Annotated in this window: 15 protein-coding genes; 6 read left to right on the top strand and 9 right to left on the bottom strand. The window is 40.0% G+C overall.

The genetic code is table 11. The features are described 5' to 3' along the window. Positions 1 to 3: 3 nt before the first annotated feature. From MWU78_RS13780 to MWU78_RS13765, 4 genes are all read left to right on the top strand, one after another. Entirely contained in the window at positions 4 to 1,365 is a 1,362-nt protein-coding gene (locus MWU78_RS13780; protein ID WP_246998668.1) for an alpha-L-fucosidase, read from the top strand. 58 nt (positions 1,366 to 1,423) lie between these two features. Next, on the top strand, positions 1,424 to 4,198 hold the full coding sequence (locus MWU78_RS13775) for a hypothetical protein (RefSeq protein ID WP_246998666.1): 2,775 nt from the start codon (positions 1,424 to 1,426) through the stop codon (positions 4,196 to 4,198). A gap of 10 nt (positions 4,199 to 4,208) precedes the next feature. Then, on the top strand, positions 4,209 to 5,432 hold the full coding sequence (locus MWU78_RS13770; protein WP_246998665.1) for a putative glycoside hydrolase: 1,224 nt from the start codon (positions 4,209 to 4,211) through the stop codon (positions 5,430 to 5,432). A gap of 162 nt (positions 5,433 to 5,594) precedes the next feature. Next, positions 5,595 to 6,329, top strand: coding sequence for a DUF6250 domain-containing protein (locus tag MWU78_RS13765; protein WP_246998663.1), 735 nt, complete (start codon positions 5,595 to 5,597; stop codon positions 6,327 to 6,329). 106 nt (positions 6,330 to 6,435) lie between these two features. Here MWU78_RS13765 and MWU78_RS13760 read toward each other — a convergent pair whose 3' ends face one another. The 6 genes from MWU78_RS13760 to MWU78_RS13735 form a co-directional block, all read right to left on the bottom strand. Next, positions 6,436 to 7,845: a sulfatase-like hydrolase/transferase gene (locus tag MWU78_RS13760; RefSeq protein WP_246998661.1), complete on the bottom strand. Its 1,410-nt coding sequence runs from the start codon at positions 7,843 to 7,845 to the stop codon at positions 6,436 to 6,438. 192 nt (positions 7,846 to 8,037) lie between these two features. Next, positions 8,038 to 9,621: an arylsulfatase gene (locus MWU78_RS13755; RefSeq protein ID WP_246998659.1), complete on the bottom strand. Its 1,584-nt coding sequence runs from the start codon at positions 9,619 to 9,621 to the stop codon at positions 8,038 to 8,040. A gap of 146 nt (positions 9,622 to 9,767) precedes the next feature. Continuing rightward, positions 9,768 to 11,306 (bottom strand): sialate O-acetylesterase, encoded by a 1,539-nt coding sequence (locus tag MWU78_RS13750; protein WP_246998657.1) that lies wholly within the window; start codon positions 11,304 to 11,306, stop codon positions 9,768 to 9,770. Between the two features lie 18 nt (positions 11,307 to 11,324). Continuing rightward, positions 11,325 to 13,121, bottom strand: coding sequence for an alpha-L-fucosidase (locus MWU78_RS13745; protein ID WP_246998655.1), 1,797 nt, complete (start codon positions 13,119 to 13,121; stop codon positions 11,325 to 11,327). Positions 13,122 to 13,369: 248 nt separating this feature from the next. Continuing rightward, entirely contained in the window at positions 13,370 to 15,208 is a 1,839-nt protein-coding gene (locus tag MWU78_RS13740) for an arylsulfatase (RefSeq protein WP_246998653.1), read from the bottom strand. A gap of 222 nt (positions 15,209 to 15,430) precedes the next feature. Next, positions 15,431 to 16,318 (bottom strand): AraC family transcriptional regulator, encoded by an 888-nt coding sequence (locus MWU78_RS13735; RefSeq protein WP_246998651.1) that lies wholly within the window; start codon positions 16,316 to 16,318, stop codon positions 15,431 to 15,433. Between the two features lie 199 nt (positions 16,319 to 16,517). On the opposite strand from MWU78_RS13735, the gene ppsA reads away from it, so the two are divergent. Both ppsA and MWU78_RS13725 read left to right on the top strand, forming a co-directional pair. Beyond that, entirely contained in the window at positions 16,518 to 18,947 is a 2,430-nt protein-coding gene (gene ppsA, locus MWU78_RS13730; RefSeq protein ID WP_246998649.1) for a phosphoenolpyruvate synthase, read from the top strand. 3 nt (positions 18,948 to 18,950) lie between these two features. After that, entirely contained in the window at positions 18,951 to 19,106 is a 156-nt protein-coding gene (locus tag MWU78_RS13725) for a hypothetical protein (protein ID WP_246998647.1), read from the top strand. A gap of 235 nt (positions 19,107 to 19,341) precedes the next feature. Here the strand turns inward: MWU78_RS13725 and MWU78_RS13720 are convergent, their stop codons facing one another. The 3 genes from MWU78_RS13720 to MWU78_RS13710 form a co-directional block, all read right to left on the bottom strand. Beyond that, positions 19,342 to 20,763 (bottom strand): prolyl oligopeptidase family serine peptidase, encoded by a 1,422-nt coding sequence (locus MWU78_RS13720; RefSeq protein ID WP_246998645.1) that lies wholly within the window; start codon positions 20,761 to 20,763, stop codon positions 19,342 to 19,344. 397 nt (positions 20,764 to 21,160) lie between these two features. Beyond that, positions 21,161 to 22,054: a DUF6268 family outer membrane beta-barrel protein gene (locus tag MWU78_RS13715; protein ID WP_246998643.1), complete on the bottom strand. Its 894-nt coding sequence runs from the start codon at positions 22,052 to 22,054 to the stop codon at positions 21,161 to 21,163. 461 nt (positions 22,055 to 22,515) lie between these two features. Continuing rightward, positions 22,516 to 23,112 carry a sigma-70 family RNA polymerase sigma factor gene (locus tag MWU78_RS13710; RefSeq protein WP_246998641.1) on the bottom strand — a complete coding sequence of 199 codons (597 nt, stop codon included), beginning with the start codon at positions 23,110 to 23,112 and terminating at the stop codon, positions 22,516 to 22,518. Between the last annotated feature and the right edge of the window lie 68 nt (positions 23,113 to 23,180).

Here is a 23,180-nt window from a genome sequence, read left to right as displayed (position 1 = left end):
AAAATGAAAACTTTTAAAAAATCTATAGTCGCCATCATAGCATTAATGGCAACAATTAATACTGGTTATTCCCAGAATACATCCGACATAAAAAAATTGTCCGATGACGAACGTATGGAATGGTGGCGTGATGCCAAATTTGGCATGTTCCTTCACTGGGGAGCATACTCCATAATCGGCGGCGAACGCGGAGACCAAATTGCCGGGGGCGGTGCCGAATGGGCAATGGACAAATTGGATTATACTATTGAGGAATATGAAAAATTTCCCAGAATGTTCGATCCCCAATTATTCAACGCGGATGATTGGGTAAAAATGGCCAAGGATGCCGGAATGAAGTATATTGTAATTACCACGAAACACCATGATGGTTTTTCTTTGTGGGATTCAAAAGTGTCGGATTACGATATTATGGATACCGCTCCATTCAAACGTGATATTATTAAGGAATTGGCAGAAGCATCAAGAAAACAAGGAATTAAATTTGGAGTATATCACTCTATTGTAGATTGGCACCATCCGCAGGCACAGGGAAATCTATTCCCCAACTACAATGCCGGGCAAAAAGACCAGACCGTAATTAATCCTGAATTTCCGGAGTATTATAAAAACTATCTAAAACCACAGGTAAAAGAGTTGTTGACCAATTATGGGGATATTGACGTGGTTTGGTTTGATGGGGATTGGATTGCCGATTATACCACAGAAATGGGCAAAGAGATGTATAGTTTCATTAGGGAGTTACAACCTAACACCATAATCAATAATAGGGTCGACAAAGGCCGCAAGGGAATGGAAGGTATGGATATGGAAGGCAATTTTGCTGGGGATTTTGGTACTCCTGAACAGGAAATTCCGGCTACCGGAATCGACGAAGATTGGGAATCCTGTATGACCATGAATGGTACATGGGGTTATAAACCGGATGATACCAAGTGGAAAACCAGTGAAGACCTTATTCAAAAATTGGTCGATATTGTTTCCAAGGGCGGCAATTTCTTGTTAAACATAGGTCCTGATGGATATGGGAGGTTTCCTGCCCAAAGTATTAGGAGGTTAAAGGCCATGGGAGAATGGACCGATGCCAACGGGGAAGCAATTTATGGCGCCACGGCCAGTCCATACGATATGCCCGAATGGGGCAGGTATACTAAAAAAGATGGAATAGTCTATGCCCATGTTTTTGATTGGCCTGAGGATGGCCAATTGGTTATCCATAAAAACATTAAATTAAAAAAGGCTACTTTATTGGTGGCATCCGAAACCGAAATCAGCACCAACAAAATAGCTAATGGTACTGTGCTAAAACTGCCAAAAGAAGCACCGGACCAATCGGTAAGTGTAATTAGATTGGAATTGCGATAAACCACTATTATCTATGTGCCATTATTAATTAGATCTTATTATAAACACTAGAACTAGCATGTTTAAAAAAACTTATAGCGCTATTACAAATACAGCAAAAACATGTGTTCTTGCCTTTGGTTTATGTCTGCTATCTTCTTTGGCCAGGGCGCAAGATAGTTCTGAAATTCCCTTGCCATCCAATTTAGTACAAGGGTATCCACGGCTATATATCACGGAATCGGGGAAAAAGGATTTGCAGAAAACCATTCAAAAAGAGCTGTGGGCAAAAGAGGTTTTACAGGGTATAAAAAAGCGCATAGACAAGCATGTAAAACGCCATGTTACAGATCCGGAGTGGATGGTTTCCCGACTACAAATGCACTGGAAAACCAAGGCGAAGAACATTTATGTTGAGGGTATTAACTATTCACACGCCGATGGAGAGGCCCCGGTTCCGACGGTGCGTTTTGTGGGATCAAGGGATTATACCACACCCTATGGAAAGCCAAAACTGGAAGATATTTTGCCGTATATGGATGACCCTAGAGGGTTGTATTTGCCTAACCGGTCCAAAGAGGGCAGTCCTTTTGAATGGGCTCAACAGTCCAAAACCGGCCGTATTGTTTATTCCATTAATGAAGAAATAATTGGCCTTGCCCGAGATGCAGCCTTCGTCCATTGGCTGGTAAATGAGAAGGAATATGCTAAATTTTCGTTCGATGTTTTTCATACCTATATGGAGGGCATGTCGTATAGAAGCGAACCCATTGACCAGCTAAATGGCCACATTCAAACGTTGGTGGGCTTTACCAATTTTCAGGTAATCCATGAAAATGTGCTCATCGATATAGCCGAACTTTATGATTTTTTACATCCGTATATAGAAGAAAATTATCCACAGCACATAAACATGTACGATACCACCATCAAGCGATGGACGGATCAAATCATTAAAAATGGTGTACCTCAAAACAATTGGAACCTTCATCAGGCCAAGGTTATTTTAAAAGCAGCTATGGTGTTGCAGGATAACAAGTTTTATGACGACAAAAAAGGCCGTGAATATTACATCGATTATATACTAAATGTTACCTCAGCTCGACAATGGTCACTAACTAAATTTATGGATTATGGTTATGATAAAGATAACGGGGTCTGGGCAGAATGTCCAGGATATTCCATAGGGGTCACCAAAGACCTTACGAATTTTATTGAGGACTTTAACAACACCTTTAACCACAACATATTGCCTTATTTGCCGGTAATGGAAAAGGCGGTTAAAATGTTACCACAATATTTATTTCCCAACGGGCAGACGGTAGCTTTTGGGGATAGCTACTATGGCCCATTAAGCACAGAGCCCATAAGCGATATGATACGTATTGCCCAGAAAAACAAGAATAAAGAACTCGAAGAAGACTTTACCGCTTTGTATAGCGTGTTGTCGGATAGTGAACGGACCGAACAAAACAGACGACCTAGGGTAGATATAAGTTCGTTTTTTGCGAGCAAACCCTTAGAGATCAATCCGAAGTATAAAAAAGGCGATTTAGAGGATTATATCACCCAAACATTTTACGCCCCCAATGTAAGTTGGCATGTACAGCGCATGGGGACCGGTAAAAATGGTATGATGGCTTCTTTGAACGCCTCTTTGGGCAACCATATGCATGCCAACGGAATAAACTTGGAACTGTACGGAAAGGGTTTTGTACAAGGTGCCGACCCCGGAAAAGGCGCAGGATATCTACAACCGATTTATTTAGAGTACTACTCGCAGTTTCCAGCTCATAATACGGTGATGGTCGATGGCGTATCTTCCTATACCGAAATGTTGAGTTACCATGCTTTTGATCTCATGGGTCAATACCCTAAATCCGGACAAAAAGAAGGTTATTATCCGGACATTACCTATTCTGATGTTTATTTTTTGGAGCCTGAAACCCGTAGTGACCAATCACGATTGGTGAGTATTGTAAAAACTGGAGAAGAAACGGGCTATTATATCGATATTTTCCGTTCAAAAAAACAACGCAAGGGCGATAAATTCCACGATTATTATTACCACAATCTGGGGCAGAGCATGAAAATCATGGATGCCGATGGGAGTTCTTTAGAACTTGCTCCAAGTGAAGAAATGGCTTTTGCCGGTGGCCACCTGTATTCTTTGGATTATATGTGGGATAAAAAATCGGTAAAGCTTGAAGATGATTATCAGGCGGAATGGAAGATAGATATGCCGGAAGGGGATGAGGATATTTATATGAATTTATGGATGAAAGGAACCGAAGGCCGTGAAGTGTTCTCCATCAAATCACCTCCCAACAAAGCTTTTAAGGGAGACCATGGCTTGCCCTATGACGTTGACAAGGCACCCTATTTAACCTTTGCAGCAAGACAACATGGGCCGGCTTGGGAATATCCATTCGTTTCTGTTTACGAACCTTTTACCTCGACCGAAGGAAAAAGTATTGAAAAGATTTCAAGTTTTGAAGACGAAAATGGAAATACGGAATTTGTGGGTCTTAACATTACCCATAAATCGGGCCGTGAAGATTTGGTTTTTTCTTCAGCCAACCATCAAAATGTAAAATACAAAGAGGTAACAACCGATGCCACCTATTCATTGATAGCTAGCGAAAAGAACGGGGATTGGATAATTTTTATAGGTAATGGAAAAGAAGTTACTGCCAAAGGATATACTATTTCAGCTCCTGAAGTAACTAATGTGGTACTGGAGTTTAAAGAAGGCCAACTTCAATTACATAACGAGGTAGCTGTGACTATCACCCACAAAAATTCAGTAAACAAATTCAATGCCGGGGCATTGCGTAAAATTGTATTGGAATAATTTAACTAAGATGAAAAAAGAAGAGCTATTTCGGATTCAATTAATTAAAACCCTAAGCGTAGCGTGTTGCTTCCTTGCACTCAGCTTGTTTTCTTATGGGCAACAAAAATCATCATTGACTATAAGTGATGGTTCCAATTTTAAAACAAAGGCCTATTTTCCAAAATTCAGTTGGGAAACAACACCTATGTACTATCATTTTGGTGATATTGACCGGGTTTTGTTACCGGAAGAGGTTAAATTTATTGCAGAAAGAACAGATTTTATATGCATAGAAAAATCACATGCATTCAACATGCTTGGTGACGCTGTCCTTGGAACAAAGCACGAAGTGGAAGCGTTTCATAAATTAAAACCTGAGTCTAAAATATTATTCTATTACAATTCCTACGTTGCATGGCCCTTTACGCAATTCAATAAGGATATTACCCCTGAAGGCATCGCCAAAAACAAAGAAATGGCCAAGTTTTTGGCCGTTGATCCAAAGACCGGGAAACTCTTGGAAAAAACCAATGGGCCTGCATTTTCGTACTATTTTGATGCTTTAAATCCTGAATTTCGTAAATGGTGGGTAGCATCGGCTGTTGAAGGGGTTAAAATTTCAGGTGCAGATGGTATATTTATTGATCGTATGAATGTTGACGAAAATGCAGATTACCCTATGGACGACTTAACCGAATTAGCCAAAGCCAAAGGAGAAATGATGGCCGCATTGAAAGAACAAATGGGTCCCGATAAAATATTGGTCGGTAACAATGCGGCCACCACAAAAGATGTTTTTCCCTACTGTGATGCTTTTATGTTTGAGCATTATAATGCAACAGTTACCAATAAGGAAAATCTACTTAAAGAATGGGACGATATGATTAGAATTGCCAAGGCGGGAAAAATATCAATTTATCGTTTCGGTGCTAAAGGAAAGGGTCGAAACGATATAACAATTGGAGCCACAAAAACAGATGGAATTGAAAAAAGATCTAAAGATCAATTGGAATATTACCATGCTTGTTTCCTTATTGGGGCACAACCTTATTCGTATTTTCAATGGAATTGGGGTTGGAATTTAAAGGATGGCAATCTAGTGGATTATCCGGCCTTAAAAAAACCACTTGGAAGCCCAAAAGGAGCCTTTAAACGTGAAAAACCTGATGGATGGATTTTTACACGTGAATTTGAGCATGCAAGTGTTTGGGTCAACACTGAGACGAAGAAAGCTAAAATTACGTGGCATTAAGAAACCTCTGTGGGCACTATTATTAGAACAAATTGTATCCCATGATGTTCCTTTTAGTTTGTAATATCTAAAATCCTAGTTGAACAATAGGCTTCCTTGGAATGTTGACGCACAAATAATTCCAAAATATTTAGAGCATAAAACCGATAACTATAAAATTTTATGAAACAAACCATACTATCAATTTTGCTGATTATGTTGCTCTCGGAAGCCTATCCCCAAAAAGTAAAGGATATGGTGATTAACGATACCCTTATCGTGAAAGCAACATTGCTCTATAAAGATAATTTCAAATACGGCCTGGATAATTGGAATGTGGAGCAGATGCCCGGAGGTATCGTTACCAACACTGATGGAAAACTGGAAATTACCGATGTGTCCGGTTGTACCATTTGGTTCAAAAAACAACTGGAAGGCCCTATTATGATCCAATATGATGCCTATGTAATAGACCAGGGCGGACCCCAGGACCGTGTTTCAGATCTTAATTGTTTTTGGATGGCCAAAGACCTTGAAAATCCCAATGATCTTTTTGCAAATTCAAAAAAACGTGGAGGTAAATTCAGCAATTATGACAGTCTGAGGCTTTATTATATGGGGGTTGGCGGACACGATAATACCAAAACCCGATTCAGACGCTATACGGGAACCGGGGATAGGCCCCTTCTGCCAGAGCATGATTTGGTACACCCTAAATTTCTTATCCAGCCCAATCAACTTACTAAAATAAAAATCATCGCTTATAAAGGCATCATACAGTATTATAGGGATGGGAATCTGATCATCGACTTTCAGGACCCCTCACCATACACCAGCGGGCACTTTGGCTTTAGAACGGTAAATAACCATATGACCATAGATAATTTTCAGGTATTCAGCTTGGCGGCTGCAAAATAGGACCTATTCCCCGAAAAACATTGCAACGAAAAATCCTTTGTGTAAATTCAGTCTATCACTCTATAAAAAAAATGCATTGTCTTCTTCAGTGCTTGGTAATCCTCATCTATTCTCCAGTAATAAGGGTCGTTCTTGCTTTTGAAAAACTATTTTCTGGAGCCGATTTAGGTAGGGTTTCTTGAAAAGTCTTTAGCTTTCCCAATAATTCCTTATGTTTATCAGGATTTTCAGCAGACACATCCTTCTGCTCCGCCCAATCCAAACCTATATTATATAGTTCTGTCCTTCCTAGTTTATCGTTGGTCAAAAGTTTCCAGTTGCCCTCTTGAACAGCTGCACTGGGCCAAAAATCCGTTCTGTCGCTCGAAAAACGCCAATCCCAATAAATTGGCTTTTGTCGGTTAAAAGTGTTGCCCGTCATAGCAGAAACAATACTCTCACCATCAGGTTGGTAATTCTCTGGATAGCTTGCCCCAGCCAGATCCAAAAATGTTGGCAGTAAATCTACGGCGGCCAGGTCGGTAGTATTATCAATCCTTCCTGCTGGCACTTTACTGGGCCAGCGCACCACAAACGGGATACGCACACCTCCTGCGAAAAGGGAACGCTTACGTCCTTTAAGTTCACCAGTCTCCCCAACGGAATAATAGGTTCCTAAACCAGGTCCGGTAGAATTATCCTCTGTTATTTTATTTTTACCGGTTATTTCGGGACCATTATCGGATGAGAAAATAACCAGAGTATTATCATCGATTCCCAAAGTTTTAAGAGTGGTAAACAATTCCCCAATACGGGCATCATACTCGGCCACAACAGCTGCATACACCTGTTGCTGTTCGCCTAAATGAGCAAATTGTTGCATGAACTCATCCTTAGGGTAATGCGGAGTATGCGTTGCATGAATCCAAGCATTTACAAAAAATGGCTTATCCTTATGGCGCTTTACAAAATCAATAGTTTTATATAAGGTAGAATCCGCATGCATTTGATGTAAGTTGCTCGGCAAATTAAATGCACCATACTCATCGTATCCGTATTCCAATGGAGAAGGTGCATCTTCAACATGGGTATTGGACAAATGCCATTTACCAAAATGGGCCGTGGAATATCCTGCTTCCTTTAACATTTTGGGAAGTAAGGGGGCTTGGGGGTTCAGCCAATCAGGCATATTTCTGTTAATATGTGATTCTACGGAAGCAAAATGCCCATGTACACTGTGTCTTGCAGGGTATTGCCCTGTCATTACCGCCACCCTGCTGGGTGAACAAACAGGATTAACCACGGAAAAGTTCTGAAAATCGATGCCTTCGGCAGCCATTTTATCCAGGTTGGGGGTTTTGCAAAAGCTACTTCCATGGATTCCCAAATCTGCATATCCCCAATCATCGGCAAATATGAAAATGATATTCGGTTGGTTTTTTTCCTCGGAAATAGGTTCTTTTTTTGTTTCTTGCTTGCCTCCACACGAAAGCATAAGTAAGGTGCCCAAAAAAAGCATTGTAGATCTTAGTTTCATTTTTTAAACTTTGTTTTAAGGTATATGTTCTAAAATCGGAACAAGAAATTGGACTTTGAAGGCGCCAAAACAGCTTCCTGAACAAACCTAAGGCCAAACTATAAAATTGTATTTCTCTGTTCGGTCTTATTCTTGCTTATTTCGATCAATAAAGAAAAATTGAATTTCCCCTGTATTTCGTTTTGATTGAATCTAAGATTTAACCCATTTGGGCAAATCCCAATTCTCCTTAACATATGCTTGAGGCATTCCGGCCGTTGTTCTTCCGTCCTTTATGATATTGCTTATCTTTTTGGTAAGTCTTTTCACGACATCGGGATGTTTAAAATAGAGGTTGTTGGTCTCACTTGGGTCTTCCTCCATATTATAAAGTTCAAAGACGGCTTCTCCTTCTTTAGGTTGAATAAATCTAGGTTCCAAGGAACCCCCGGATCCACGTAGCATGTTCAATTTCCATTTTCCATCCCGTATGGCAAAATCGCCTGTTACGGAATGATGGATTACCGGCCCTCTAACTTTTTCATTATGTGTCTCCCCTTTTAAAATCGGCAACAAGCTATAACTATCTTCACCCGCATTATCAGGAAGCTTTATACCAATAATTGCTGCAATTGTAGCCAGATAATCTGTTTGGCACACTGGTACATCCGATTTTAAACCGGCCTTGATTTGGGCCGGCCAACGCATTAGGAATGGCACGCGATGTCCACCCTCATATATGTCGCGTTTACCGCCTTTAAAATTAAAACTACTGTAGTGCCCATATACATCGCGTTGATAAACGTAGTTGGTTTCTGCACCGTTATCCGAAGAAAAGATAACCAAGGTGTTGTCATCAATACCATTTACTTTTAAGGCCTTCAATACCTGTCCCACCCTATAATCGGTTTCTTCCATAAAATCGCCATAATTGCCACAGTTGCTTCGGCCTTGAAAATCGGGGTGGGTACTATGTGGCAAATGCGGACTGTTCAAGGGAAGGTATAGAAAGAAAGGCTTTCCGTTTTTTGCCTCTTTGGAAGATTCATTAATATATTCCACTGCCCTATTGGCCAGGTTTTCCAGTACAAACTCATCATTGAAGGATGGAGCCACCTCCACCCAGCCCCTACCACCTTCTTTTTCATAAGGGGGGGTCATCCTATAGGGCTTAGGGGTAATATCATCGCTATAGGTTCTGGGGTTGGTGGCTGGCTTCTTTTTGGTCCATAATACCGGAGGATCCAAAACCCTATCATTTTCCAAATAGGTAAGTATGCCGTAGTTCATGGATGCGGGAATCCCGAAAAAGTAGTCGAACCCCTTCTCAATAGGACCATCGGTAAAGGGTTTGGACCAGTCACGATCCTTGCCCAGACTTCCTTCAAACTCCATTTGAAGATGCCATTTCCCCACCATAGCGGTATTGTAGCCATTATCCTTCAGCAAGGAGGCAATGGTCATCCTATCCTTCTCTATCAAACAGGGTCCATCGGCTCCAAGGACTCCTTTTTTTAAGGAGGTCCTCCAACTATATCGCCCGGTTAATAAGGAGTATCTAGAAGGCGTACAGACCGCATCACTGCTATGCCCATCCGTAAAGATAATCCCCTCATTCGCCAATATGTCCATGTTGGGAGTCTTAAATTTAGCATCGGGGTTAAGAGCTGCTACATCCCCATAACCCTGGTCATCGGTATAAATAATGATGATATTTGGTTTTTGAATGCTTTGTGCAGCTGTAGTTATTGAAAATAACAGAAGTAAAATCTTAAATAACTGTTTAAATAAATGCATAGTCTCTTTTAAATTAATGTGTATAAAATCTATTTCCCGCGGATAGCCTGACTAACCTTTCGCAATAATGCCCTTGACTCCGGTGATACAGAATCGTACTTTCTATAAATCGTGTTTTCCCAATAAATTAAAATTCCATTCTATATTTATTCATCAATAGGAATCTCATTATCCGTTCTAAAGGGATAGGCAGGTAAATCTGCATCATTGACCAAATTTACATCCGGTTTTCCGGCAAAGGCATATCGCACAAAGAGCGGCTTTTTTATTTTATCATTGGACAGTACTACCGTTTCCCCAACAGTTTTCGCTTCTGCCTTTTGCCATTGCATAGATCCATCAGAAATCCAGAATCCCTTTGGTGCTTTTCCATCGACTGTTTTTAATCCATGGGCATTCTTAAAATATACTACAAGTGTATTGTTTAGTGGCTTTACTTCCTTAAAAATGGGGCCTTCTGCCACCACATCCCTATCAAGGGTATATTTTTCCGCAGCCAGTGCCAGTCTAATCCCTATAGGAAGTTTATCCTTGGGATGTACATTTTTTTCATCCCCTAGATCAATGGTGTTGACAACACTGGTATAAGGAAGGTCCAATACCTTCATTTGCGACTCACGCATCCACGCCCAAGACATGGCGGTTGGACTCTTGGGGTCGATATCTGGATTATTGTTCGTGCCTTTTCCATAACCGGGAAGCATTACTAGAGAGAAGTGCATCTTATCATTTTTCCATTCCTTTCTATACCGCCTGATCCAAGATTGAAGCACATCGCCATATTCCTTCATCCCTATCACCCTATGGAACCAATTGTCCTCGTTTACCTCGGGTACCCCGGAATAGTAACGTGTGTTTCGCTCCCCTTGGTACCAAACCAAGCCTCTACAAGCATAAGGCGTTATAGGGTTCATCATAGCATTATAAAGAATATTGGGTTGCCTACGCATAAATATATCCTCTTCGTTAGACCAACCTTCCGAGGAAGTAATCGCGGTGTTGATTCTATTCCTAGTTAATGTATCGGCATCAAAGTCGTCCATTATAGCCTTGAAATAAGGAAACTCTTTTGCCATATCGCGCGGCATCCAGGCTTCCAGGGAAGAACTGCCCCAAGAGGCATGTATTATTCCAATCGGAATATCGGCGGACTTCTCAAGGAAGTATGCAAAACCAAATGCTACGGCACTGCTTGGGGGGGCATCTTGCCATTTTCCATTAACATTGTCTTCTTCGTTAAAGGAAACCGTTCTCTTCACCTCAAAACTTCTAATATTCTTTGAAGAAGCCAACAGTGCTTTTGTTTCAGGGACGTTGGTAACCGAAAATTGCATGTTGGACTGTCCAGAGCATATCCAAACTTCACCCACTACCACATTGGACAAGACTATTTCCGTTTTTCCGCTGATAGTCATTTCCCGAGGAATTTTCGAAGCCTGCATGGGCTCTAATTCAACCATCCATATACCATCTTTCCCTGCTTTTGTTGAGGTGGTCTGGCCAGCAAATTTTACCGTTATTCTTTCCTTAGGCGCTGCAAGGCCCCAAACAGGAACTTGCATGCCACGTTGCAATACCATATTATCGCAAAATAAATTGGATGGTTTTAATTCCTGGGAATGTGCAACTGATATATAAAATAATAGAAAAACAAGCTGTACTAAAATGAATGGCTTTTTCGTCATTCTTCAAAATTATAGGTTTTATTCCATACTTCCCTCAGGAGTCAATCGTATTTCTTTGAGACTTGCACCTTGCCTATTTCCATCTACCAAAGACACGGTTATGGTATGCTCTCCCGGCTTTTCAAATTTCAAAAGTCCCATTTCATAATAATTGTAGACCTCTGAAGAGTTTTGCTGGTTCTGAACAACATTTCCCTCGTCCGAAGTAATGTTCCATACCAAGCGGCCCGATCCCGCATAATTGAGTTCCGTTTGATAGTAACCGGGTTCTTTCACCACTACCTTCCAAGTCACTTTACCCTTATCTGTCCAATCTTGGGCCTGTTCAATATGCTTCCACTCCCCAAATTTTTCCATCCACCTTTTTTCTGAGATGGCAGCACCTTCCGCTGTGGCAAAATCCACAGGAAGTACTGTAGCAAAAATGGGGTCTAGACTGGAGCTGGTGCTTACCTCCGGACGGCCGTCTAGCTCAACCTCTATAATGGAAATCAAACTTTCTGGACGTTTGGCCGGAAGAATTAATGCGGCCCAATCCCCATCCCTGCTGGTCTCCAATTTTAGCTGTTCTCCGTTTACCCAAAGCTTTGCGGAAGTTATATTATTCTTTAGGCCTGGAAGCCACAATTTACCATCCAAAGGCCATTCATAAACGCAGAGGTTCAACTTGCCATCTGAGGCTATGGTAGCATCTCCCCAGGGCAACTTTCGTCCCCAAGGTGAAGCCCCAGACTTATAAATTACCTGCGGGTATCTACCGATCCACTCTCCAGAAGCCCTTAACGATTCCTGCGCCTCAGTCGGAATACTTCCATCAGGTGCCGGCCCAACATTCAACATATAGGTGCCCCCGCGGGCCACTGTAGAAATTATACTCTTCAATATACGTTTAGGGCCTTTCCAATTCTGATCGTACCAGGCATAACCCCAAGAATCGTTGGTAACATCTACCGTTTCCCATAGACCCCCTATATTTTTAACTGGAATATTCATATCCCCCAAGGATTTATAATCTCCCAACCCGTGGCCCGCCCTACCAGAAATCATGGCATTGGGTTGGTGCTTGCGGACTACATCTACCAATTCAGCTACATATTTTTTCTCCATATTCCCGGGAGTATCAAACCAGACCATGGCAATATCCCCATATTCGGTCACGATCTCCTTTACCTGAGGAAGACATTTTTTCTTAAAGTAATATTCGAAATCTACCTCTTTACCTTTTTCATTGACCTTGGGTCCGCCATTGCCCCCCGGAAAGGTCCAGTCCTGATTGTGCGAATAATAAAAGCCGAATCCAAGCCCCAATTCTTTACAGGCCTTGGACAATTCTTTCATGGGATCCCTGGCAAAGGGAGTGGCCTTTACAATATTGAAATCATTGCTTTTGGAATTATACATGGCAAAACCGTCATGGTGCTTGCTGGTAACAACAACATATTTCATTCCTGCATCCTTGGCCAGTTGCGCAATAGCCTTGGCATCAAAATATACCGGGTTGAAGTTTTTTGCCTCTGCCATATATTCATCTACCGGAATATTGGCCCTTCTAGGATTCATGATCCACTCACTAATGCCGTAATAGGTACTATCCTTCCATTTGTTGGCAATGTTGGAGTAAATACCCCAATGGATAAACATGGCATAATTGCCATCATCAAATAGTGCCGTCCTGGAGGCGGGGGCATCCGCTCCCAAAGTGTTCTGTTCGCCCCACATTTCGTCCATCTCGCCCCCATTCTTTTCCTGTGCATAGGAAGTTCCGACCCAAATAGTAAACATTATTGGGATTACCTTTTTTAAAGTTGTTAGCATATTTTAAAATATAAATTGTGATTCTTTACGAAATTATGTAAACGTGTCACTAGCATCTTTCTCTATTCGCTTAAAGTATTGCTTATTTCTATTGATGGATATGAGTATTGTTAAATACTTTATTTTCAGATATTTGCCTTTTTAATTTGCTTAAATCGCCCCTCGATTAAAATGAATAAATCAGTTAATTATTGCGGTAATTCATTCGTAAAGTGTATATCACATTTTATTTTTAAGCGCTCATTGGCCTATTCCACCTTTTCCACATCTATATAAAAAGCATTGCTCTGGGTTCCATCCGCCAAATCAAAATAGGCCATTAGTTCTGTTTCGCCCTGCTGCACATCCATTTCCAAAGTAGCGGCTCCTGCCTTGTTATCTACCGCAACATCAATACTTTTTTCTCCAATATTTAGGTGTGCTTTTTTAAATAGCATTGATTTTCCGGCCACCTTGCCTTCTGCATTAAGAGTGGCTGATATAGCATCGTTGATTTCAGCACCAAGAGCCAAATTACTTTCAGACGGCCATCTCCTGAGGTGGAACCTATACTTGCCAGCGGAAGTAAAGTTTACCGAAAAGGGGGCGGGTTTCATAGGTTCTCCTGCACGGATCATTTGTTGGTTCCATGGCGGGTAGTACCCTATGGTGCGGGCATCATGACAGGTAAGTACATCTGTTTCCCCAACGCCCAAATCAATCACGGAATATTTGGTTTCCTTAATTATATCATCCCACCAACTTTCGTAAAATGCATTCATTGCCTCCACCCTTTCCGGGTGTTGGTCCGCAACATTAATTTCCTGCCCAGGATCAAGGGCTATATTGTATAATTCCGTACCGTTTATCAAACGCCATTTACCCTCCATTACACAGCTGTTCTTCCCTTTAATAGGCCAAGGCACACGCTGGGTATCCGTTACCAGGTACCTATTGGAAATGTCTTCTTTTCCTAAGAGGTAATCACTTACATCCATACCATCCATGGTTTTGGTGGGCGTATAAGGCTGCCCTGTTAGTTTCATGATCGTTGGCAATACATCTACATGGGCCACCAAATCTTCAAGGGTCTTGCCTCCGCTTAGTCCTCCATTTGGCCATCTTACAATAAAAGGAACCCTATGGCCCCCATCATATTCACTCCCTTTAGTGCCCCTCATACCTGCATTGTAACCTTGAACTTCATTAGTCTTGGCATCTATAGTATACCCTTGGGCAGTACCATTATCGGTAGTAAATATCAGGATGGTATTATCGGCAATGCCCAAGGCCTCCAACTTCTTCAATAGTTTTGAGAAATTGTCATCAATATTGGTGATCATACCATAAAAACGCTTTTGCTCTTCCGATATGCCCTTTGCATCCTTATATATATTGTAGTATTCTTCGGGTACATTGTAAGGGCTGTGGGGCGCATTTAAACTAAGATAACAGAAAAAAGGCTCTTCCTTTTTAGCTTCAATGAAATTCATTGCTTCATTAAACCATACATCGGTACAATATCCTTCCTTCTTTTCCGGTGTCCCATTTCTATAATAAGTATCATCAAAATAGTCGTTATCCCAATAATCCGGTGTTTGCCCAACACCACCACCACCGTGATAAAAAGCCACATCGAACCCTCTTTCCTGAGGTGCAAATGGATGGTTGTCCCCCAAATGCCACTTGCCGAACATGGCGGTATTATACCCATTCTTCTGTAGCTCGTCGGCCATGGTAATTTCTTCCCTGTTTAGCAAGGAAGCTCCCATTATGGTATGCCAAACACCATTTCTATTGCAATTCCTTCCCGTTAGCAATCCGGCCCTTGTGGGAGCGCAAGTGGTCCCTACATGATAATTGCTAAGACGGACGGACTCCGCTGCGAAATTGTCAATAGCAGGGGTTTTTATACTTGCATTTCCATTTAACCCAAGATCTCCGTAACCTTGATCGTCCGTTATGACTACAATCACATTGGGTTTGGCTTTTGGACTATCCATCCCCACTTGCTTCTCCTTACATGATGTAAAAATAAATGGGGTAATTAAGAACAAGATATATTTTCTCCCAAAAGACCCTTTTTTGTAATATTGTTTTTGTGCCATATTAATTAAATTCTCTTTGTTACTTATTACATTTAAAATTGTTCCGATTGAGCTACAGACCTTAACTTCCCAGACCATTATTTTTATGGTCGGCTACACACCGTAAATTGCCATGGCATAGTTTTGCCATCGCATTCCTTTTTATTGATCAGTAGCCTATTACAACTTTCATTTTAGCTAATTGATATTTATTCCCTGCCAATTATAGGCATTTTGAAAATATTAACGGGTGTCAAAATTCCTATCGTAGTTTTTATGCTCCCTTAAAAATGTAGAGGGCGAGCAGTTCATTATTAATCGGAATTGTCGGTTAAAGTTGGAGATATTATTAAACCCGGATTCATAGCACACCGTTGAAATGCTACTTTCCCCTTCCAATAATAGTTTACATGCATAACCAATTCTAATTTCCGTTACATATCGGGTAAATGTTGTGCCTTTTACTCTTTTGAAGAATCTACTGAAGGCAGAAGTATTCATATGGGCTATTCGCGCCACTTCCTTCAGGGTAATGGTCTTGTAAAAGTTTTTAAAGATATAGGCATGAATATTGTCTAAATTTTTGTTTTCAGATAATTCATAGGTATTTATAAATCCCTGGCTGGCCAATAATTTGAAACTCCTGTGCCTAGACAGTTTGTTAAGTATGGTTAAAAAAGCTAGCGTCTTATCAAAACCCTTCAATTTCAACATGTTCGTAACCTCCTTGATCAGCTCCTTATCTATATTAAAAAACTTTATTCCATTTCTAGCTCTTTCAAACAGTCCATAAATATGCTGCATTTCCGGAGTTACAAAAAATTGACTTCCTAAATAATCAGTTTTAAAATGCATGACACAGGCTTTTGCAGATAAGTTGGGATTAAACTGAAAATAGTCCTCATCGCTCAGCCACATATGCGGTAAATTTTCACCCAGCAGTACAATTTCCCCCGCTTGGAATTTTTCACTACAATCGCCCACAAAACAAGTTCCTTCACTTTTTAAAATAACCACTAATTCCAATTCGGGATGATAGTGCCATATTTTTAAAAAATAGGGATACTCATTCACCTTGGTAGTAAAGGAGCTGTTGTTAAAATTACTTCTATCCGCTAATTGAAGTTTCATGTTTTAAAGAATTACCATAAACATAATACTAAAAATTCACAATCCACATACTAAAATAGCTATCGGCAAAAAAAGTATTGTAATTAGTCATATTATAGGTTGGAAACCTGTCTAAATTAATGAAATTTTGTATCGAAATAATTTTTTTCTTGATTTACGCAAACGATTTCGTAAATAAACTACTAACGCATAAGGTGTCATGAAAAATCAAAAAAAGTATATCCAGAAACTGAGTGAAGTTGGCATTGACGACTTACCAAGAGTTGGTGGTAAGAATGCTTCACTAGGTGAAATGATTCAACATTTAACAGCTCAAAACATCAAAGTTCCCAACGGATTTGCAGTGACAGTAGATGCCTACGATGCTTTCATTGACGAAAACAATTTGAAGGAAAAAATCAATGCGGCATTGGATGGTTTGGACACCACGGATATTATTCAACTTCGTAAAACAGGTTCCAACATTAGAAAGTTGATTTCCAATGGTAAATTTCCTGTTTCGGTCGAAAAGTCGATCTTGGAATCCTATTATATCCTGTCCGAGGATTATGATCAAGAAGCTACGGATATAGCCGTGCGTTCCTCGGCCACAGCAGAGGATCTACCGGACGCTTCCTTTGCAGGACAGCAATCCACTTATCTGAACATTCAAGGAGGAGAAATGCTGTTAACGGCAATAAGAAGTTGCTTTGCATCCTTGTATACAGACCGTGCCATTTCGTACCGTTCTTCCCGAGGTTTTGATCACTTTTCCATAAAATTATCGGTTTGTGTACAAAAAATGGTACGCTCGGATCTAGGCTCCTCAGGCGTTGCCTTCTCTTTGGATACGGAAAGTGGGTTCAAGGATGTAGTTTTAATAAACGGGGCCTACGGATTAGGTGAACTGGTAGTTGGGGGTGAAATTTCCCCAGATGAGTTTATAGTCTTCAAGCCTACCTTGGAAAAAGGCTTTAATGCCATTATCGATAAAAAACTCGGCAAAAAAACCCATAAAATGGTATATGGAAACAAGCCATTTGAAACCGTAAAACAAGTTCCCGTAGATCAAAAAATCCAGGATACATTTTGTCTTAAGGATACTCAAATCATACAATTGGCCCAATGGGTCCAAAAAATAGAAAACTATTACACTAAACTAAGAGGGTCCTGGTGCCCTATGGATATTGAATGGGCCATAGACGGCCTTTCCAATGAACTCTATATTGTACAGGCCCGGCCTGAGACCATACATTCCCAGGAACAGACCGATAGCATCAAAGAATATGAAATTGAGGATGAGGACCAATTGGCGGACAAGCTTATTTTATCGGGAGTTGCTGTAGGTGATAAAATTGGGACTGGGAAGGTACATCGTATCTTTTCCCTGGATGGAAGGGATGGTAGTGCAGATGAGACCGACTTTAAAGCGGGCGATGTACTTGTTACTGAAATGACCGATCCAGACTGGGAGCCCCTAATGAAAAAAGCTTCGGCCATCATTACCGAAAAGGGGGGAAGAACCTGTCATGCCGCTATTGTGGCCCGTGAAATTGGTGTCCCGGCAATAGTGGGCGCCGCACATGCCACTTCCATACTTGAAAATGGACAGAATATAACCGTTTCCTGCGCCGAGGGCAGTATTGGAAAAGTGTACCAAGGAAAAATAAACTATAAACTACACGAGACTGCCTATACGGAATTCCCAAAAACCAAAACTCCCGTTCTAATGAATATTGGATCCCCAGAATTGGCGTTCCAATATAGAAAAATTCCAAATGGAGGAGTGGGTTTGGCACGGGAAGAATTTATAATCAACAACTACATTAAAGTACATCCCTTGGCACTATTAAGGCACAGGGATCTTAAGGATCCCGCCCTATCAACGGCCATCGGAGAATTAATTAAAGGATATGAATCCGAAGAAGCATTTTTCATCAATAAATTGGCACAGGGCATCGCCAAAATAGGGGCTGCATTTTATCCAAATCGAGTGATTACCAGATTATCCGATTTCAAAACAAATGAATATTTCAATTTATTGGGAGGGAATCATTTTGAGCCTAAGGAGGAAAATCCAATGATCGGATGGAGGGGAGCTTCACGTTATTATTCCGAGACTTTTAGAGAGGCCTTCGTTCTGGAATGCAAAGCGCTAAAAATGGTACGGGATCAATTCGGCCTTGAAAATATTACCGTTATGATTCCCTTTTGTAGAACACCACAGGAATTGACCAAGGTCTTGGACATCATGGAAGAAAATGGCCTTAGGAGAGGGGAAAGAGGACTGGAAATTTATTTAATGGCAGAATTGCCCTCCAATGTAATTCTGGCCGATCAATTCGCACCTATGATCGATGGTTTTTCTATTGGATCCAACGATCTTACCCAGCTTGTTTTAGGATTAGATCGTGATTCCAGTTTGGTAGCACATTTGTACGACGAACGCAATTGTGCCGTAAAGAGCATGATAAAAATGTTGATTGCCACGGCCAAAATACATAAGACCAAAGTGGGGATATGTGGTCAGGGACCTTCGGATTTTCCGGATTTCTCCAAATTTTTGATAGAGGAAGGTATAGATACCATTTCGGTAACTCCAGATTCTATGTTAAAGACTTTAAAAGTAATACAGGAAATAGAAAATTAAATTATGAGTAATACCATAGAAGACATCTTGTACGATGCCCATAAGCAGAACAAAAGACTGGAATTGTTGAACTATTTGGAAACCATACGCAAAAAACATCCAGATAGGGAACTAATAGATTTATACCAAATGGCACATGAACGCATTATAAAGTCCTAAACGCTACAATAACCAGCCTTTCAGTGTATTTAGGTGATATATAAGGTGAGTCAAAAATGGCTATTCCCTGTAGATTCTTAGGATGATTTTGCCTTGGTTCAATTTTATTCTATCCATCTATACAAAAGTTTAACAAAAAGCCCCTTAAACTTAGTGTTTACGGGGCTTATAAATACTATCCAATAATAACTCCAGGACGTTTTGGTACACTTTTCTTTCTTCAACCAAGAAGCCCTCATTCCTTTTTTTGGGCAAAAAGCCATTCCAGCAATCCAGGAGTGTTGTATACCTTATTCCAAATATCATGGCCCGACGAATATTCGGTATACTTTGGACTTCCCCCTGCAACCCTAATGGCTAGGATCACGTTCCTTGTCAAATGCACAGGGACGTTATTGTCATTTTCACCGTGAAAAGCCCAAATAGGTACGTTGATCATATTATTGGCCATGCCTGGATCACCTCCCCCACAAATGGGAATGGCCGCCGCAAACAACTCTGGTCGGGACCCAATAAAATGCCAAGTGCCATAACCTCCAAGGGACAACCCCATTACATAACGTCGCCTTTCATCTATATTAAACTCTTCCTCCACGGTATTCATGGCCTCATAAATTAAATCAGAAATACCCTGATGTTTGGGAAGTTCCCTAAAACTAGAGTTCTTAGGACATTGAGGCACTATAATAAAAGCTGGATATTTTTTCCTATTTTCATCGGTCGATAATAGCTTGGACGGTTCGGCTGCGTCTAATTGTATTAGATTGTCGTTCCCCATTCCTGCCCCATGGTGTAGATCTACCACCAAAGGGTACTCCTTGTTAATATCATAATCTTTAGGTTTCAATAAGCGATATCTAAGGGTATCATTTTGCCCGTTCACGTAAATTCTTGCCTCAAAAAGTTGTGCCAACTTCATAGATCTTTCCGCTTTTCCATTTTGCCATACATAGCTTTTTATCCCTTGATTTAAAACCAAAAAAATTGCGATTACCGAAATCACCCCAAACAAGTTCATGGTAGCGGTCAATAATTTGGATGGAATGAGCTCGTCCTTGTTGTCCAGGGAGTTCAACTCATCTTTGAAATTCAGGGTATAGAAAAAAAGTGTAAGGCTTCCAGCCACCGATAACCAGGGTATGGCCATTTTAATGCCCCCTTGAATAGCATCGTTCTGGGTATTCATTCCCCAGAGATACAGCGCAATTAAAATACACTGAACTAAAAACCCGCTGATTCCTGCCCAAAACAACCAAAATCTATGTCTCGTCCCTGAAGTAAAAAGGCATAACGAATATATAGAACCTACAAATAACACCATTACATATGCCCCGGCAACCATATTTTGCAAAAACCTATTCGTCAATGCTAGATAAAAAAATAGGCCATAGGCCAATGTAGCAACAAGGGAAACCAAAATGCCCAATAAGGCAAACCTGAAGTTCTTTATTCGATAATACCAAATTAACACCAGTTGAAGCGCAACAGCGCTTATAACTATCAAAATAAACCAAGGAACAAAATAACCACTGAAATAGATAAACGAGCTTCCCCCAAGGGAGATTACAATTATATGGGCTATGGAGAGTAGCATTTGGAGCCCAACTATGAAGATGGCAAAGTGATAAAGATTTCTGTGGTCTAAATTAGTTTTCATTTGAACTAAGTAATTGTTTGTTAAAACTTCAAATGCTAATCGTTGACCATTTGAATAATGAAAATCCCTTCATTCCCAAGCAGTTTATAAGTTTATTTACTCTAAATCAAATACTTAATATTATTTAAATATACGGAAATTAGGAAAAGGATTGGGTTAGTCTTAGAACTTCCAATCCCATCGTTAATGAAATTCCAGAAAGATGTATACGCGGTGTTCAAATGTCCGAGACCGTACAGGCAATAGGGAAATATTTAGGCTTGGGCGGGAACGGCAGGTACAAAAATGGAGGTTAAATTTACTTGGTTCGTGTCATAATGAAAAACGGATTCAACTTTCCGAAGTTGAACCCGTTGTAATTATATTTTCACAGAATTATGGTTAACCCTGATCAAGATTAATACGGACTTTTTAGTTTCACCTTTTTTCCAAGTTTATAGCTCATGCCAACATTGAAATACCAACCATTGGCCAGGTCAAAATCGTAAATCTCCTCATTGTCATAGTTTTGAACTTCCATATGATTGTAAAGGGTATATCCGCTCTTTGCATTTAACTGAAAATTGCGCCAGAAATTGAAGTTATACGCTAATCCACTTACCACACTGGTTTGTCGTAAGGTTCCCACATAGTCCTCCTTATATATCTCTATATCATCATTAATATTGCCACTAAAGCCGTCCAAAGCAGCAAATGCCTCAAAATTACTGTTTTTGTTCCAGGTCCATTTTACTCGGCTATCAGGCACACCCAATTTATAAGCCCAAAAATCATTGATTCGTTTAGTGTACGAAACTGTGGGTATGGGAAAGTAAAGTCCGTACTGGGCATCATTAATGACTCCGAAACTCCACATGGATCTTTTTTCTTCATTTAATTTGTCAAATATTAATGCTCCGTTAAAGAACAAGTCTTTTTCACTAAAGTCCATTTCATCAAAATTTGAGGAAATTTGGGATTGAGCCATTAGCGTTATTCCCCAATTGTTCTTGAGTAGGCGATTATACTGCAATTTTAGTGCAAATGTATGAAAGCCCTCTATCTGATCGGTTTCGAAAGGTACATCCTTATCCACATAACTCAGGTTGGTGCTTTGGTATGAGGCCCCAACACTAAAACTCTCTTTATCATAGCTGTTAATAACGGGAATGTCTACGCCTATTGTTGTCTTGGAAACATCGCCAACTTCTGAATTCGGAAAAAATTCATTATTAAAATAAATAGTATTAGCTTCTTGGGCATAAATCGCACTGCCCAATGTTAACAATAAAACAAACGAAAATCTTTTCATAAATAATTCTTCAATAACTAGATAATTGCACTATGGGACTATCCCATTCCAGCAAATACAAATGTGTTCGTAAAAATGGCTGTTCCCAAACGAAATAGATTAGCATTTAATTTTCCTATATGAAAGAAGGATTTTAAGCTATGAACCACTATTTGTTAAAGCTTTGGAAAATGAAAATAGTAGCGCTAATTGATGAAATGATAAAGTAGCAGCATATAAAAGGAAGATGAATTCTATGGTAATGACATAAAAATTCTATCAAAACGTCCGGTTATGCCAATTGTCTATAGCAAAAAGGAATTGTTACCGATATTATCCGTGAATCTATGGGTCATCAAAATTTAACAGTTACACAGGCCTAGTTAAAGAAGTTGGATCGTTCCATTTTGGACGAGGCGAGTGAATTAATACTTCAATAAATTCTAAAATCCATCCAACCTGGAAGGTAATATGTTTAAGAATTAAAACTTTTGTTTTAATTCCATTCCAAAAAGCAATAGGAAAATTCCTTTCATTTTGCCATCAAGAGATTTCCGTAAAATGGTAAAAGCCTTAGTAATATGACCTTCGACCGATTTTGTAGAAATATTCAAATACTCCGCAATTTCGATATTGGTAAGTCCGTCCTGCTTGCTCAACAAAAAAGCTTGTTTACATTTGGGAGGTAGGTTCTCAATTTCTTTTTTCACTTGAGAAATAAGTCTTTCCAAGGAATGTTCCGAATCCTCCTGTACGAATGCTCCAAGAGTATCTATATGAATTTTTTCCAATGAAAACACAGGCCTAATTTTTCGGTATTGATCAACAAACCCATTATATACAGATTTATATAAATAATTTGTTAGGTCCACATCGTCCTTTAACTTTTTTCGTTGTTTCCAGATTTTAATATAGACGTTCTGAACTATATCCTCGGATGAATCATTATCGCCAATTAGTCCGTAAGCATAGGTGCATAGCCTATGATGATAATTTTCAACTAAGTATTTATAGGCTGTAGAATCACCATTTTTTAGGCCTTGAACAAAAATAACTTCGTTGATATAATCAATTTTCATTACGGGAAATTTTAAATATTCAAGTAGAAGTTTATGAAATTAGAAAATTAATTCTTAAAAAAGCAAGG

This window comes from Arenibacter sp. F26102 (assembly GCF_023015865.1).
Classification (GTDB): domain Bacteria; phylum Bacteroidota; class Bacteroidia; order Flavobacteriales; family Flavobacteriaceae; genus Arenibacter.
The sequence above is the reverse complement of the archived record's forward strand: the minus strand, read 5'-3'. Positions and strand labels throughout refer to the sequence as shown.

Bases quoted from the DNA above. Each gene is read 5' to 3' on its own strand.
- MWU78_RS13780 (WP_246998668.1), top strand. From the start codon at position 4: ATGAAAACTTTTAAAAAATCTATAGTCGCCATCATAGCATTAATGGCA.
- MWU78_RS13775 (WP_246998666.1), top strand. From the start codon at position 1,424: ATGTTTAAAAAAACTTATAGCGCTATTACAAATACAGCAAAAACATGT.
- MWU78_RS13770 (WP_246998665.1), top strand. From the start codon at position 4,209: ATGAAAAAAGAAGAGCTATTTCGGATTCAATTAATTAAAACCCTAAGC.
- MWU78_RS13765 (WP_246998663.1), top strand. From the start codon at position 5,595: ATGAAACAAACCATACTATCAATTTTGCTGATTATGTTGCTCTCGGAA.
- MWU78_RS13760 (WP_246998661.1), bottom strand. From the start codon at position 7,845: ATGAAACTAAGATCTACAATGCTTTTTTTGGGCACCTTACTTATGCTT.
- MWU78_RS13755 (WP_246998659.1), bottom strand. From the start codon at position 9,621: ATGCATTTATTTAAACAGTTATTTAAGATTTTACTTCTGTTATTTTCA.
- MWU78_RS13750 (WP_246998657.1), bottom strand. From the start codon at position 11,306: ATGACGAAAAAGCCATTCATTTTAGTACAGCTTGTTTTTCTATTATTT.
- MWU78_RS13745 (WP_246998655.1), bottom strand. From the start codon at position 13,121: ATGCTAACAACTTTAAAAAAGGTAATCCCAATAATGTTTACTATTTGG.
- MWU78_RS13740 (WP_246998653.1), bottom strand. From the start codon at position 15,208: ATGGCACAAAAACAATATTACAAAAAAGGGTCTTTTGGGAGAAAATAT.
- MWU78_RS13735 (WP_246998651.1), bottom strand. From the start codon at position 16,318: ATGAAACTTCAATTAGCGGATAGAAGTAATTTTAACAACAGCTCCTTT.
- ppsA (WP_246998649.1), top strand. From the start codon at position 16,518: ATGAAAAATCAAAAAAAGTATATCCAGAAACTGAGTGAAGTTGGCATT.
- MWU78_RS13725 (WP_246998647.1), top strand. From the start codon at position 18,951: ATGAGTAATACCATAGAAGACATCTTGTACGATGCCCATAAGCAGAAC.
- MWU78_RS13720 (WP_246998645.1), bottom strand. From the start codon at position 20,763: ATGAAAACTAATTTAGACCACAGAAATCTTTATCACTTTGCCATCTTC.
- MWU78_RS13715 (WP_246998643.1), bottom strand. From the start codon at position 22,054: ATGAAAAGATTTTCGTTTGTTTTATTGTTAACATTGGGCAGTGCGATT.
- MWU78_RS13710 (WP_246998641.1), bottom strand. From the start codon at position 23,112: ATGAAAATTGATTATATCAACGAAGTTATTTTTGTTCAAGGCCTAAAA.